The organism is Kitasatospora sp. NPDC023385 (assembly GCF_055664045.1).
Window position 1 is genome coordinate 97113 of the sequence record NZ_JBVOOL010000019.1, and the last position, 13098, is coordinate 110210.

Here is a 13098-nt window from a genome sequence, read left to right on the forward strand (position 1 = left end):
GTCGGGGCGCGGCACGCCCACAAGCGGACGAAACCTTTTCCGCCCGGAGGTGCTGCGGTAGCAGGGCGGGCGGCGGTGGAGGGCGGCCCTGGGTGACGGTTGAGGGCAGGGACCTGCGAGACGCGGGAACGGGGGGCAGGTGACGCGGAGCGGTCGTCCGGATGGCCGCCCGTGAAGCGGCCCGGGTCCGGCGGGCGAACACCGGATGATCACCGGTCATACTTGGGCGGCGGCGTCCGACACCGGACGCCGCAGGCCGTGCCAGGCCCGCGCCAGAGACGTCCGTGAGCCGCCAGACCGGAGGAACCGATGAGCCCCCACCAGCCGACCAGTCGCCCGGCGGCCGGGGCCCCCGGGGTGCCCTGGAACCGGCAGCGGCTGCGCAGCAACAACGAGTGGCTGCTGCTGGAGCTGCTGCGCACCGGCGGTGGCTCCTCGCGCGCCCAGCTGGCCCGGGACACCGGCCTGTCCAAGCCGACCGTCTCCGCCGCGCTGGCCGCCCTGGAGCAGGCCGGGCTGGTCCGCGAGGCCGGCCGGCTCGCCCCCGAGCGCGGCCGCACCGCCGTGCTGTACGAGGTCGACCCGACCGCCGGGCACGTGCTCGGCGTGGACATCGGCCGGGCCCGGCTGCGGGTGGCCGTCGCGGACCTCGCCGGTACGGTCGTCGCCCGTCGGGACGTGGCCAACCGCGGCCGGTCGGCGAACGCCGTCGCGGACGCCGTTATCGCCGCCGCGCAGGAGGCCACCGCCGAGGCCGGCCTGGCCCCCGGCGACATCGTGCACGCGGTGATCGGCACCCCGGGCGTGTGGGACGAGGAGCGGCGCGGGGTGCGCTACGCCTCCAGCCTGCCCGGCTGGGGCCGGCCGGGGCTGTTCGACCGGATAGCGGAGGGCCTGGGCACGGCCGTGTCGGTGGCCAACGACGCCAACCTGGCCGCGCTCGGCGAGTACACCCTCGGTGCCGGGCGGGGCAGCCGGATGTTCGCCTATCTGCTGGTCGGCACCGGGCTCGGCCTCGGCGTGGTGAAGGACGGCGAGCTGCTGGTCGGCGCGCACGGTGCGCTGGGCGAGATCGGCCTGGTGCCGCTGCCCGCCCGCCCGGGCGAGCCGGCCGGGACCATCGAGGGCGAGGCCGCGGCGGACGCCGTGGTGCGTTCCGCCCGGGACTTCGGGCTGGGCGGTGAAGGCGCCGGACGGCAGCTGACGGCGAAGCAGGTCTTCGAGCGGGCCCGTGCCGGGGAGGCCGCGGCGGTCCGGGCGGTCGAGCGGGAGGCCGAACAACTGGCGTACGCCGTCGCCGTGTTGTCCGCCCTGCTGGACCCGGACCTGGTCGTGCTCGGCGGCGGGATCGGCAGCAGTGCGGACCTGCTCCTGGCACCGCTGGAGCAGGCCCTGCACCGGCTCGCCCCGATGCGTCCGACGCTCGCGTCGAGCCTCCTGGGCGAGGAGGCGGTGCTCCTCGGCGCGGTCTCCACGGCGCTGGAGACCGCCCGCCCCGAGGTGTTCGAACGTCGGACGGCAGGCCTACGCTGACGACGCGTCAGGCGCGGTGGGTATGCGGTGAGTGCGATGGCGCGGCCGATGCGGCGGGCGCGGCAGTGCGGTGGCTTCGGTGCGCAGGGTGACGGCCGCCGGGAGGGCGGCAACGGTCGGTAGTCGGCAGATCTCGATCTGCCAACGAGTGGCGAATCGGTGCGCGCGACGTGTGCGGTCCTGCTTGAATCGCACGACTCATCCAAACGGAACGGAGCGTTCTCCTCCCATGCCTTCACGGATACCCGGTCGCCGCCGGGCGGCCGGCCTGGCCGGATTCGCCGGACTCGTCCTCACCGTCGGCCTGACGCTCACGGGTTGCGACCCGTCGGCCGCCGATGGCGGTGCCACGCCATCGGCCTCGCGGCCCGCGGCCGCCACCTCCGCGCCGTCCGTACCGGTCGCGCCGGTCGTGCCGTCGCCCACCCCGGCGGCGCCGGCCCCGGCCGCACCCGTCACGTCTCCGGCAGCGCCCGGCGCCCCGTCGCAGCCGCCGGCCCCCACGGCACCGCAGCCGAAGGTGACCACCGCGCAGCCGCCGACCGACCCGCAGGCCGAGCACACCACGGCGGCCGGTGGCGGCGGACAGTGCGAGCTCCGCTCGAACGCGGGCAACTGCTACGAGGCCGGGCAGTTCTGCCGCAACGCCGACCTGGGGAAGAGCACCCACGAGGCCGGCGGCCGGGTGATCTACTGCCGGATGGTCAGCGGCAAGCCGCACTGGCAGGCCTGAGCCGGTCGGCGCCTGCCGGGGGCGTGCGGCTTCAGGCGTCGATGACGCTCAGGGTGTCCCAGAACAGGTGCTCATAGGACTGGAGCAGCAGCCCGTACTCGCGTGCGGCGGTCAGCGTCGGCTCGTCCAGCCGGTCCGGACCGAGGGCGTCGGCGGCCTGCTGCTCCAGCTCCGGCGCGGGCTGGGCGAAGAAGTCGAAGAACGCGCAGGCCTCGTCGGAGTAGCCGTAATGCCGCCGCAACGCCTGGCCGATGGCGGCGCAGTAGCCGCCCCACGCCGCGAAGTTGGCGACCATGGCGGCGGCGGCCGCGGCGGGGCGGCCGTTCAGGGCGAGCCACGCCAGGTAGGCGGGGTAGGCCTGGCAGCCGGACAGCGGCGGGCGTGCCTCCAGTGCGGCCTGGTCCAGGCCGGAGGCGGCGGCGAGGGCGGGCAGGGTGCGCAGGGCGGCGCTCTCGCCCTCGGCCAGGGCGGCGAACCAGGCGCCGAGCGGGCGGTCGGCGCAGCGGGTCGCGAGCAGCAGCAGGCTGCGCCGGTCCGAGCGGATGATCCGGTACTGCTGGGTGGCGAGGTCGGCCAGTGCCGAGCGCGGGGCGGTGCCGTCGGCGAGGGCGGTGACCAGTGCCGGGGCGATGTCGCCGAGCGCCAACTCGGCGCGCAGGCTCTGGATCTGGTCGAGGATCGGGTGGTTCACCGGTGCCTCCGGGGTGGGATTCGGTCCGGTCCCCATTCCTACCGCCTGGCGGTGGCGGGGGAGGTGGCGACAGGCCGGTACCCGGATCGCCCCTCGGATCCTCCCGGGTCACGCCGGATTACGCCGGATCCACCCGCTCCCGGCCCCGGCACCGCCCGGGCCGGGAGCACCGCCCGCGTGGTGGTGCCTGGGTCGGGGTGCGGTCAGGCCTCGGCGCAGGCCTTCGTGATGTCGCCGGCGGCGCGGGTGATCGCTCCGATGTCGGGCTGTTTGTCGTGGGAGACCTTGTCGAGGGCGTCGTTGACGGCGCTGGAGAGTTTGTCGGCGGCCGAGTCGAGCTTGCCGCCGCCGTCCTGGCGGATCTTCTTCGTGTCGGCGACGATCTTCTTCAGGGCGTCGGCGGTGTGTTTGCGGCGGGCGTCGTCGGTGATCTGGCCGACGTTGACCGCCGAGTCCGCGAGGTCCTGGACGTCGCCGGCCAGGCTGATCGCCTTCTTTCCGCAGTCGATCGCCTGGTCGGCGTTCTTGCACGCGGTGAACAACGGGGCCGCGCTGAGCACCGCGAGTGCGGTCGCGGCCAAGCGGTACGGCTTCCTTGTCATGTCAGTATCCCTCCCGTCATCGACAACGCCCGTCCGCCGTACGGTGGTTCCGGCGGGACGGGGGTCATCGCCAGGAAGGCGGCCGATCGGCGGGCTGATCGGCGGCCGTCGGCCCGAGGAGGTCGGTGCAGGCCTGCCAGGCGGCCGGTGGCAGCAGGCTCCGGACGCGGGCGAACAGGCCGTACAGGCCCGGTCCGTAGCGGGCGGCGAGTTCGGCGTTGTGGGCGAGGACGTCGAGTTCGTTGGCGACCGTGATGGCGAGGAAGGCGCGGAGCTCCTCCTCCGTCAGTGTGCGGTCGGCCCCGGTGAACCGGTCGCGGAAGACCGGGGGCTCGTCCACGCCCAGGCGCGGGTAGACGGCGGCCCGGTCGCAGCTCGCGTAGAGGTGGACGAGCGCTTCTGCGCGCCGGCCGATGAGGTCGGCCAGCTCCTCCCGCCGGTCGGGTGCCAGCAGGGCGTGGTCGAACCCGTCGGTCCCGTACGCCGCGTGGCAGAGCCCGGCGGCCTGGACGGCGGGGTCGCAGCCCCAGGCCGCCAACAGGGCCTCCACCCGCCGGAGGTGGGCCAGGAGCGTGCCGCCGGGGTGCGGGATCCGGTCGGTCCGGTGGGCACGGAGGAAGGCCTCGGCGCGGTCCCCGGCGGGGCCGTCGGTGGGGCCGTCGGTGGGACCGCTGGTGGGGCCGCTGCGGCGGTCGGAAGGCGTCACCTCAGGAGTTCTACCCCCGAGGTGACGCCCCGGGCAACCGTCACCGGCCGGCGGACTCCGTGAGCTCGCCCACCAGGCCGGCGAGGGTCGGCACGGACACTCCGTGCGCGTCGGCGGCCCGCAGCACGGCGCCGCCGATGGCATCGAGTTCAGTCGGCCGACCGGCCGCCACGTCACGCTGCATCGAAGACTTCATCGTTGCGGGGATGCGGTCGAAGGAGGCGAGCAGGGCCTCGGGCTCGGCCGGTGCCCCGACCGCCCGGGTGACGGCGGTGATCTCGTCCAGCACCGCGAGGAGTTCGGCCCGGTGCTCGGTGCGCACGGTGCCGATCCCGCTCGCGTGGCGGGTGGTGAGCAGCGCGAACGGGGCGAGGAAGGAGAGCTTGCTCCACAGCATCGCCGTCTCGTCGTCGCGCAGCGTCACGTCCAGCCCGGCGTGCCGCAGCTGCTCGGCGAACTCGTCCGAGGCGGAAGCGAGTTCGACGATGGCGAACGGGCTGCTGTGCTCGATCCGCCCGGGCGCCGTCCGGGTGGCCTCGACCCGGATCGTGCCCGCCACGACCCGGGCGGCCGGGTAGCGCTCGCGCAGCAGCGCCATGTGGTCCAGGCCGTTGAGTAGCGGCACCACGATCGCGGCACCCAGGGCCTGCGCGGGCATCCGGTCGAGCGCGGCGGCCAGCGCCGTCTCCTTGACGGTCACGAAGACGGCGTCGACCGGCTCGCGCAGTTCGGTGGCGGCCTCGACCCGCGCGGTGAACTCGCCGAACTGCCCGCTGTGGACGTGCAGTCCGTCCCGGGCGATGGCGTCGGCGGTCTGCGCGCCGGCCAGGCAGACGACGCGGTGGCCGACGCGGGCGAGCAGTCCGCCGATCAGTCCGCCGACCCCGCCCGGCCCGAGGATGGCGACGGTCAGGGGGCTGGTGGGCTGCGGGGAAGCGGTCATGGTGACTCCGGTAGGTGAAGGGGTGGCTGGGGTGGTCGGCGTAGTTGGCGGGTTGCGGTCATGGGACTTCCCGGTAGAAGCGGCCCTCCAGGCCGTCCGGGCTGAGGAAGGCGAAGCCGTCGCCGGAATCGAAGTCCAGGAAGTACGGCTCGTCCTCGTCCTGGGTGCCCGCGAGGGCGAAGAAGTACTGCCACGGTGCGGGGACCTGGGCCTGGCCGCTCGGGAAGGACGGCAGGCCGCCGATGTGGTCATGCACGTGGGGGCCGTCCGGGAACCGGACCTCCGGGCCCTCGCCGCGCAAGTGCCGCTGGAAGGCGGCCCGTTCGTCCATCGACCGGTCGACATCGCTCGGAATCGGCAGCACGTCGAGGAGGTGTTCGACCGGGATCTCCGCACCGCCGGGCCCGCGGCGCCAGAGCGTGCGGCCCCGGGTGCCGGGCGGGCCGATGACGGCGAAGGGTGGGATCGGCCCGCCCGGTTGGACGAGCAGCACGGCGTCGCCCGCCTCCGGGTCGAGGCCGCCCATCGGGCCGTCGGCCGGGTCGAGGAAGAGGTAGGCGAGCCGCGCCTCGGCCCCCGGGACGGCGAACTGGCCGACGAACAGCAGGGGTTCACCGCCTGTGGGCGAGATCGGCCAGGCGGGCTCGGCCAGCCGGCAGGGCTCGCCGCCGAGCTTGGGGACCGGCGTGGTGACCGGGCGCTCGACCGGGCGCGGTGCAAGCCGCAGACGGGGCAGGAAGGCGGCGTCGTGCGGACCGGTGGCGGTGCCGGTCGGGTGCGGGGACATTTTGGGTGCCCCGGCGGGTTCGACGTGCTGTGCGGGGGCGGAGTGGGAGATGACGTCGAAGGTGAACGGCGCTTCGCGGCGCGGCTTCCGGGCTGGGTGCGAGGGGCGCGGCAAGGCCGGTTGGCGGTAGAGGTGGAGCGAGTCGTAGCGGAGGGTGCCGTGGGCGGGATCGGGCACCGCGAGGCCCTGGGTGCGCAGGGCCTCGACCAACTCGTGCGCCGGCCAGCCGAGCAGGTCGATCCCGTGGTAGCCGACCGGGCAGACGGGCCGGTCGTCGCTCGGGTTGCGGCTCATCGTGACGCTGCGGAGCCGGTCGCGGTCGTCCGCGCAGAGCGTGACGCTGACGCCGGGCAGTTGGAAGGCCAGTGCCCAACGGCAGCCGCAGACGAAGGTGTTCCGTACGCCGTCGGGCAGCAGCTCGCCGTGCGGAGCCAGCAGCTCGCGTACCGCCGCCTCGGTGAGACCGAAGCGCAGTTCGGGCAGCGGGGCGGGCAGGCGGACGCCATGGCCGGGCAGCAGGTCGATGGTCACCTGATCATGATTCCTCGTGGGGTGGGAGGAGGTGAGGCCGGGGGCGGAAACGGACGGATCCCGGCGTGTGCGGCGAGGAGGACCGCCGCTGCTGTGGGCCGCCGTGGCGGGGTCGACCACGCGGTCGCCTCGGCCCCCGTATCGTGCCGGACGGCCCGTCAGTTACCGGCGGCCGGCTTGCCGTGTCGGGCGTGGATGCCGGGGGAGGGCTCGGCCGCTTCGGGCGGATAGGCGTCCCGGACGAGCTTGAGCAGGGCGCGCTGTTCGTCCAGCCAGTCGGGTGCGGGGGAGAGGGCGACCCGGAGCATGACGCCAGAGTCCTCCGCGTCGGAGACGGTCACCCACAGGCCGCCGGGCCGGGCGGGTTCGATCCGCAACTCCGGGCCGTGCTCCTCGTCCAGCCAGCGGACGGCGAAGCCCTGGCCGAGCCGGTCCAGGGCGGCCTCCCAGCGCTGCAGGTGGTGGTCGGTGACCACGGTGACGAAGTGTCCGCGCACCGAGTCGGCGATGACGGTGATCTCGCAGTCCAGCCGGTCGTGCCCGAGCGGGGAGCCGGGCGCGTGCCGCCCGAGCACCTTGACGCGGACGTTGCGGCCGCCGGTGCGTCCGTCCCGGCCGGGCGCGCCATCGGTTCCGGGTCGGTCCGTCAGTCGGATCAACTCGTGTGGCTGCGAAGCGACTTCACTCAAGGGAGGGCTCCCGGTGGCAGCTGGTCCAAGGGCTGACATCCTCGCGCAGGTGTTCGTCCCGGTGCCAGTGCGGCGAGCGGTGTGTTCCCGCCAAGTGGCGTCCGAGGCTGCGCTGGCCGGGGTCGGCCTGGGCCTTGATCGACCCCGGCCGTGGTCGGGCTGGGCCGTGAGGGTCTGGTGGCGCCCAGAGCGGGTCCGCGCGGGGAGGGCGGAGGCCCGCCGGACCGTGGTGGTCGGGCGGGCCTCCGGGTGGTGCGGGGTCGTTCGCGGCCCTTCGGGTCGCGGGAGCCGTTCCAGCTGTCGCTGCCCGGCCGTACCGGCTGCCCGTGCGGTGCGGCGGGTGTCGCGTCAGCGGTGGTCGGGGTGGCCGGTGAGCACGGTGGTGAAGATCGGCTCGCCGTGTTGGTGGCCGGTCACGGTGGTGGTGAGGGCGTCCTGGTCCTCGCCGGGGGTGTGCCGCGCGGTGATCGTGGTGGGCGCGTCGAGCTCGGCGTAGCGGTGGAAGGTGGTGGCCGCGGAGGCGGGGGTGACGGTGACCGGGCTGGTCAGCGCGTTGGTCGCCTGGCGGGCCGCCTCCAGCAGGACCATGCCGGGGATGTGGTCGTTGGCGTGGTCGAAGAGGATCGGGTGCCGGAGGTCGGGGGTGAGGTGCCAGCTGCCGGGTTCGGCGGCCGCCGTGAGGACGACGTCGCAGGCGCGGAGCCGGCCGACCCGGGCCGGCGGCAGCGGTTCGGTCGCCGGCGCGGGCGTCCGGAGCTGGTCGACGTCGTGGCGGCCCCTGCGCAGCCGCTGGTAGGTGGAGGTGGGCACGGTGGTGAAGCGGGAGTAGCCGGTGGCGGCGAGGTGCGCGCCGCGGCGGACGACCGTGCTGAGGGTGAAGTCGACGGTGCTGCGGGTGCGGCGGGGCTGGGCGACGAGCTTGGCCTCGATGGTGAGGTCGGCGGGTGTCGCGCCGATGAGCAGATGGCGCGGCCGAGTGGTGTAGTCGAGGTTCCACATCATGAACTTGTGATCGAGCGGGACGCCGAATTCGGTGTGGGCGAGGTAGAGGCCGACTTGGCGGATCGTTTCAGCAGCCTGGATCGGGTCGTGCCGGGTGCCGTCCGGGGTGCTGAAGAAGGTGTGCGCCCGGGGCCATTGCGCGGAGACCGCGAAGGTGGTCTCGTTCAGCTGCTCGCTCCCGGTCAGGAAGACCTCGGCGTGGCAGGCCCGGTGGACGTACTCCTTGGCGACGGTGCTGGTGAGGCGGGGTATCGGGCCGGCCGCGAGGGCCGGGCCGGGGAGGGCCTCGGGGGCCTCGGCGGTGGCGAGGGCGGAGACAGGCGTGCGGAAGGCAAGCAGGGTCATGGGGAGCGCTCCGAAAGGCCGTGACGGGCGGGGTGGGCTGCTCAGGGCTCGTAAGATACGTACCTACCGGTTTGGTTTTCAAGGAGCCAGAACAAAGGTTCGTCGGCGGCCCAGCGGGGTCGTTCGGACACGCGCGGTGAGCATCTGAGCCCCGCTGCGGGCTGTGCCGGATTGGTGAAGCTCCGTTGACCTGCGGCGATTTCATGGCCTGAACTTGACAAGTTCATTATCATGGCGGGCCTGGCGGTGGGTGGACCGGCCAAAAGTAGCAACCCGTGCTCCGGTTCGATGGCCCGCCGGGGTGCCTCCGGCTACCTGTGCGACTCGTACCGTCCATGCGGTTTTCCGTGCCTCGAAGACGGCGCCATGTGACCTCGCACTCAGGGTCGTCGTGAGGACGGCGGGTAAGATACGGGGTGTTTGGTTTTGTTTGCCGACATTTTCGGGTGGGGTGGTTGCGGTGGTGCGGCAGGAACGGGCGGTCCGGACGCGTCGGCTGATCCTGGAGGCGGCCGCGGCCGTCTTCGACGAGTACGGGTACGAGGGCGCGACGATCGGCGCGGTGGTGGCCCGCGCGGGAGTGACCCGCGGTGCGGTGTACTTCCACTTCGCGTCGAAGCGGGAACTGGCCCAGGGCGTCCTGGAGGAGCAGTTCGGGCGCGACGAGATCCCCGAACGGCATTGCAAACTGCAGGAGTTCGTGGACCTCGGGATGGTGGTCGCCCATCTCATGCCGCGCGACCCGCTGTTGAGCGCGGGCGCGCGGCTCTCCCTCGGCCAGGACGTGTTCGGCGACTTCAGCGGCGGCGCCGCGCCCGGGTGGATCCAACGGGCCGAGGACGTGCTGGTGGCGGCCGGCCGGCGCGGCGAACTGCTGCCCCAGGTGGTGCCCGCCGAGACCGCCTGGCTGGTGACCGGCGCCTGGACGGGCGTGCAGATCCAGTCGCAGAAGATGTCCGGCCGGGCGGACCTGGAGCGCCGGGTCGCCGTGCTGTACCAGCACCTGATGCCGAGCATCGCCGTGCCCGCGGTGCTGGCCACGCTCGACCTCGGGGTGGACCGGGGCGGCCGGGTGGTGGCCGAACTGGAGGCGGCCCGGGTGGCGGCGGCCGACCAGGGCGGGGCCGGCGAGGCCGAGTCCGTCGCCGACGGTGTGGTCGTCGAGGGCATGGTCGGCGAGTGTGTGGCGGTCGAGGGCGTGGCGGCCGAGTCCGTCGCCGACGGTGTGGTCGTCGAGGGCATGGTCGGCGAGTGTGTGGCGGTCGAGGGCGTGGCGGCCGAGGCGGGTGTGGGCGGGGTCGGGCAGCGCTGACGCCGACCGGTCCGGAGTGCGGTGCCGGACCGGGCTGGGGGCGAGTTGCTCCGCCTAAAAACAAACAGCGCGTTCGGTTTTGTATTGACAAACCGTCCGTCCTGTTTTTGGATAGGCGTCGGGTGCTCGACCGGTCTCTCCGGGCAAGCCTGCGGACCTTGAGCAGCGGAGCACCCGCCCGGCCGGTGGCCGTCGGGGTCGCCGACCCGTCTGGATTTGGGGTGGTCGTCGTGGAAATCCGGGTGCTGGGAGCCTTGGGGGTCCAACTGTGCGGGGCGTCGGTGGTGCCGACGGCCCCGAAACCTCGGCAGGTGCTCGCCCTGCTCGCCTTACGCGCCGATCAGGTCGTCCCGGCGGGGGTCCTCGCCGACGAACTGTGGTGCGGCCGTCCGCCGCGCAGCGCGCGCACCACCGTGCAGACGTACGTCCTGCAACTGCGTGACCTGATCGACCGGGCCCTCGCCCAAGGCGACGGCGCCTCGGGCACGTCCTGCGCGAAGGACGTCCTGGTCACCTCGGCCGGCGGCTACATGCTGAACAGCGGCGGCGGACTCGTCGACCTGCGCGAGTTCGACCGCCTCGCCGGGTACGGCTACCGCGCCATGGACGGCGGCGACTTCCCACTGGCCGCCCGGCAGTTGGGCGAGGCACTGGCGCTGTGGCGCGGGCCGGCCTTCGCGGACGTCCCGGTCGGCGGCCAACTCGCCGTCGAAGCCAAGCGGTTGGAGGAGACCAGGCTCTGCGCGCTGGACCAGCGGATCGACGCCGACCTGCGGCTGGGTCGCCACCGGGTGCTGCTCGCCGAACTCACCGTCCTGATCGACCGCTACCGCACCCACGAGAGCCTGCACGGCCAGTACATGGTCGCCCTGCACCGATCCGGCCGCCGAGGCGAGGCACTGGAGGCCTATCAGCGGCTCCGGAACACCCTGGTACGGGAGTTGGGCATGGAGCCGTCCGCCGCGCTGCGCCGAATGCAGCGCTCCATCCTGCTCGCCGCCCCCGAGCGGGCCGACCAGGAGCGGGCCGACCGGGAGCAGCCGGGCGAGCTCGTCGACGGGCTCGGCGCCCGCCCGGCCCGCCTCACCCGGGTCGTCTGACCGCGGTCGGCTGATTAAGTTCGGCCGGTCAGGGCGCGGCGGCGCGTGCGGCGGTCAGCCGGCGCGCACCCGGTGGGGAGGTCAAGCCGGGTCCGGCCCGGAACGGAGGGTCAGGTAGTCGCCGAGGCGGGCGGCGGCGGTGAGCATGGCGAGGCCCCGGGCGGTGAGGCGTCGGTGCCAGCCGTCGAGGGCGGCGGCCAGCTCGCCGGTGCCGCCCGCCTCCCGGATCTGCCGGACCACGGTGGCGATGTGGTCCAGCAGGTATCCGCCGCGTCGGAGGAGGTGGGCGAGTTCGGCGTCGCGGACGTCGGCCGGGAGATAGACGCGGTGACCGGTGCTGCCGTCGCGGATGGGGCTGAGGATGCCCGAGGCCTCCCAGGTGCGCAGCGTCGCGGGGGTGATGCCGAGCCGGTGAGCGACCTCGCCGATGCTGAGCGAGCCGGACGGTGTGGGCCGGGTCGGCGCAGGCCGGGGCGCGGGCCGGCTCGGCGCGCCGATGGCGGCCGCGGGCGGGCCGGGTGCGGCCGTGAGGTGGTCGACGGCCTCGCGGACGGCGGCCAACGTCTCCCGGTCGCGCAGCAGTTGGGCGTGCCCGCGGTCGAGGGCGGTCAGGGCCTCGTCGAGCCGGTCGGCGTGGACGGCGGTCATGGCCGAGCCGGCGGTCGCGTGCCCGTACGCCGGGACGAGGGCGAGGAAGGCGCGCAGGGCGGCGGCGTGCAGCTCGGTGTAGATCCGGTAGCCGGTGGGGGTGCGCTCGGCGGGCGGGAGGAAGCCGTCGCGTTCGTAGTTGCGGACGGCCTGGGTCGAGATGCCGTGCTCGCGCGCGAGACCGGAGGGGCGCATGGTCGACTTCCGTTCGGGCCTGTTTGAGGCTTCTGATGGCAGTAGACCGGCTGTACTGGCCAGAAGGTGGCAAAGCCTCAACCGTTCCTTCAAGGATACGCTTGAGGTCCATGAGTCAGGACATTCACGATTTCCTCCCCCCGTCGTGCGAACTGCTGGGGCTCGGCGAGCCGACCCACCAGGAGCCGGCCTTCGGGTGGATCCGCAACGGTCTGTTCGCCCGACTGGTCGACCGGGGGTTCCGGTCGATCGCACTCGAAACCGACCGCGTGGCGGCGCTAGCCGTGGACGCCTACGTCCGGGACGGCGTGGGCACCCTGGACACGGCGACGGGCGAGGGCTTCTCGCACGGCTTCGGAGCGCATGCCGCCAACCGCCGACTCGTCGCCTGGATGCGCGAGTTCAACCGCGATCTCCCGCCCGGTGAACGACTGGCCTTCCACGGCTTCGACGCCCCGACCGAGAACTACAGCGCCCCCAGCCCGCGCCGCTACCTCGAACACGCCCGCGACTACCTGGGGCTCGACCTCGACATCGCTGGCCCGGCGGGTGAGGACGAGCGGTGGAGCCGGGTGGAGGCGGTGCTGGACCCGGCCCGGTCGCCCGGCGCCACCCCCGAGGCGGGCCGGCTGCGGTGCCTCGCCGACGACCTGCTCGTCCGACTCCACGCGCGCGCGGCGGAGTTGATCGGCGCGACCTCGCTCGCCGAGTGGCACGGAGCGCGGGTGCGGCTGACCGCCGGCATCGGCCTGCTGCGCTACCACGCGCAGTCGGCCGTCCCGGGCCTCGACCCGAGCACCCGGGTGGGCGGCCTGCTCGGCATGCGGGACGCGCTCATGGCGCAGAACCTGCTGGACATCCGCGACCTGGAGGCCCGGCGCGGACCGACCCTGGTCTTCTCGCACAACGAGCACCTGCGGCGCAACCCGAGCGCCTGGACGGAGGGTGAACTGGACTGCGGGTGGAGCGGCGCGGGCAGCATCGTCGGCGCACTGCTGGGCGAGCGGTACGCCTTCGTCGCGGGCAGTCTGGGGCGCAGCGAGGCCATCGGGCTGGGCGAACCGGCGCCGGGCACGTACGAGGCGTTCCTGCAACGGCGCGGCTCAGTCTGGGAGTTGACGGAGGCGGCGCTGCCCGCCGAAGGCCGTAAGCGCACCGACACCACGCCCCGGCAGGGTTACTTCCCGCTCGACCGGGACGTCCTCGACGGCGCGGCTGCGCTCCTGCACATCGCTGACGGCGCGGCGGTGGGGTAGGCATCCCGGAGGGGGCGGTGCGCAC

General features: G+C 73.9%; 13 protein-coding genes. 5 read left to right on the forward strand and 8 right to left on the reverse strand.

The window, feature by feature from the left end; genetic code table 11:
• Window positions 1-309: 309 nt before the first annotated feature.
• A complete protein-coding gene (locus AC0B61_RS26680; protein WP_471743348.1) occupies window positions 310-1533 on the forward strand; it encodes an ROK family transcriptional regulator in 1224 nt (407 codons plus the stop codon).
• 229 nt (window positions 1534-1762) lie between these two features.
• A complete protein-coding gene (locus AC0B61_RS26685; protein ID WP_471743350.1) occupies window positions 1763-2266 on the forward strand; it encodes a hypothetical protein in 504 nt (167 codons plus the stop codon).
• 31 nt (window positions 2267-2297) lie between these two features.
• Here AC0B61_RS26685 and AC0B61_RS26690 read toward each other — a convergent pair whose 3' ends face one another.
• From AC0B61_RS26690 to AC0B61_RS26720, 7 genes are all read right to left on the reverse strand, one after another.
• Window positions 2298-2957 (reverse strand): thiaminase II/PqqC family protein, encoded by a 660-nt coding sequence (locus tag AC0B61_RS26690; protein ID WP_471743351.1) that lies wholly within the window; start codon window positions 2955-2957, stop codon window positions 2298-2300.
• Window positions 2958-3160: 203 nt separating this feature from the next.
• Entirely contained in the window at window positions 3161-3559 is a 399-nt protein-coding gene (locus AC0B61_RS26695; protein ID WP_471743353.1) for a hypothetical protein, read from the reverse strand.
• 64 nt (window positions 3560-3623) lie between these two features.
• A complete protein-coding gene (locus tag AC0B61_RS26700) occupies window positions 3624-4265 on the reverse strand; it encodes a DUF6817 domain-containing protein (protein ID WP_471743355.1) in 642 nt (213 codons plus the stop codon).
• A gap of 40 nt (window positions 4266-4305) precedes the next feature.
• Window positions 4306-5208, reverse strand: a complete 903-nt coding sequence (locus AC0B61_RS26705) for a ketopantoate reductase family protein (protein ID WP_471743356.1) — start codon at window positions 5206-5208, stop codon at window positions 4306-4308.
• A 58-nt stretch (window positions 5209-5266) separates the two neighbouring features.
• Entirely contained in the window at window positions 5267-6526 is a 1260-nt protein-coding gene (locus AC0B61_RS26710) for a hypothetical protein (protein ID WP_471743358.1), read from the reverse strand.
• 158 nt (window positions 6527-6684) lie between these two features.
• The gene (locus AC0B61_RS26715; protein WP_471743360.1) at window positions 6685-7215 is read right to left on the reverse strand and encodes a DUF5959 family protein; all 531 of its coding nucleotides are present in this window, start codon (window positions 7213-7215) and stop codon (window positions 6685-6687) included.
• Window positions 7216-7563: 348 nt separating this feature from the next.
• The gene (locus AC0B61_RS26720) at window positions 7564-8562 is read right to left on the reverse strand and encodes a ScbA/BarX family gamma-butyrolactone biosynthesis protein (protein ID WP_471743362.1); all 999 of its coding nucleotides are present in this window, start codon (window positions 8560-8562) and stop codon (window positions 7564-7566) included.
• Between the two features lie 460 nt (window positions 8563-9022).
• On the opposite strand from AC0B61_RS26720, the gene AC0B61_RS26725 reads away from it, so the two are divergent.
• Window positions 9023-9874 carry a ScbR family autoregulator-binding transcription factor gene (locus AC0B61_RS26725; protein WP_471743364.1) on the forward strand — a complete coding sequence of 284 codons (852 nt, stop codon included), beginning with the start codon at window positions 9023-9025 and terminating at the stop codon, window positions 9872-9874.
• Window positions 9875-10104: 230 nt separating this feature from the next.
• The gene (locus AC0B61_RS26730) at window positions 10105-10974 is read left to right on the forward strand and encodes an AfsR/SARP family transcriptional regulator (RefSeq protein WP_471743418.1); all 870 of its coding nucleotides are present in this window, start codon (window positions 10105-10107) and stop codon (window positions 10972-10974) included.
• 81 nt (window positions 10975-11055) lie between these two features.
• On the opposite strand, the gene AC0B61_RS26735 is transcribed toward AC0B61_RS26730, so the two are convergent.
• A complete protein-coding gene (locus tag AC0B61_RS26735) occupies window positions 11056-11817 on the reverse strand; it encodes a TioE family transcriptional regulator (protein WP_471743366.1) in 762 nt (253 codons plus the stop codon).
• A 110-nt stretch (window positions 11818-11927) separates the two neighbouring features.
• Between AC0B61_RS26735 and AC0B61_RS26740 the strand changes: the two genes are divergently transcribed.
• Window positions 11928-13073, forward strand: a complete 1146-nt coding sequence (locus tag AC0B61_RS26740) for an erythromycin esterase family protein (protein ID WP_471743367.1) — start codon at window positions 11928-11930, stop codon at window positions 13071-13073.
• The last annotated feature ends 25 nt before the right edge of the window (window positions 13074-13098 follow it).

What these genes read in the sequence shown, in the direction of transcription:
- AC0B61_RS26680 (WP_471743348.1), top strand. Translation starts at nt 310, where the DNA reads ATGAGCCCCCACCAGCCGACCAGTCGCCCGGCGGCCGGGGCCCCCGGG.
- AC0B61_RS26685 (WP_471743350.1), top strand. Translation starts at nt 1,763, where the DNA reads ATGCCTTCACGGATACCCGGTCGCCGCCGGGCGGCCGGCCTGGCCGGA.
- AC0B61_RS26695 (WP_471743353.1), bottom strand. Translation starts at nt 3,559, where the DNA reads ATGACAAGGAAGCCGTACCGCTTGGCCGCGACCGCACTCGCGGTGCTC.
- AC0B61_RS26705 (WP_471743356.1), bottom strand. Translation starts at nt 5,208, where the DNA reads ATGACCGCTTCCCCGCAGCCCACCAGCCCCCTGACCGTCGCCATCCTC.
- AC0B61_RS26720 (WP_471743362.1), bottom strand. Translation starts at nt 8,562, where the DNA reads ATGACCCTGCTTGCCTTCCGCACGCCTGTCTCCGCCCTCGCCACCGCC.
- AC0B61_RS26735 (WP_471743366.1), bottom strand. Translation starts at nt 11,817, where the DNA reads ATGCGCCCCTCCGGTCTCGCGCGCGAGCACGGCATCTCGACCCAGGCC.
- AC0B61_RS26740 (WP_471743367.1), top strand. Translation starts at nt 11,928, where the DNA reads ATGAGTCAGGACATTCACGATTTCCTCCCCCCGTCGTGCGAACTGCTG.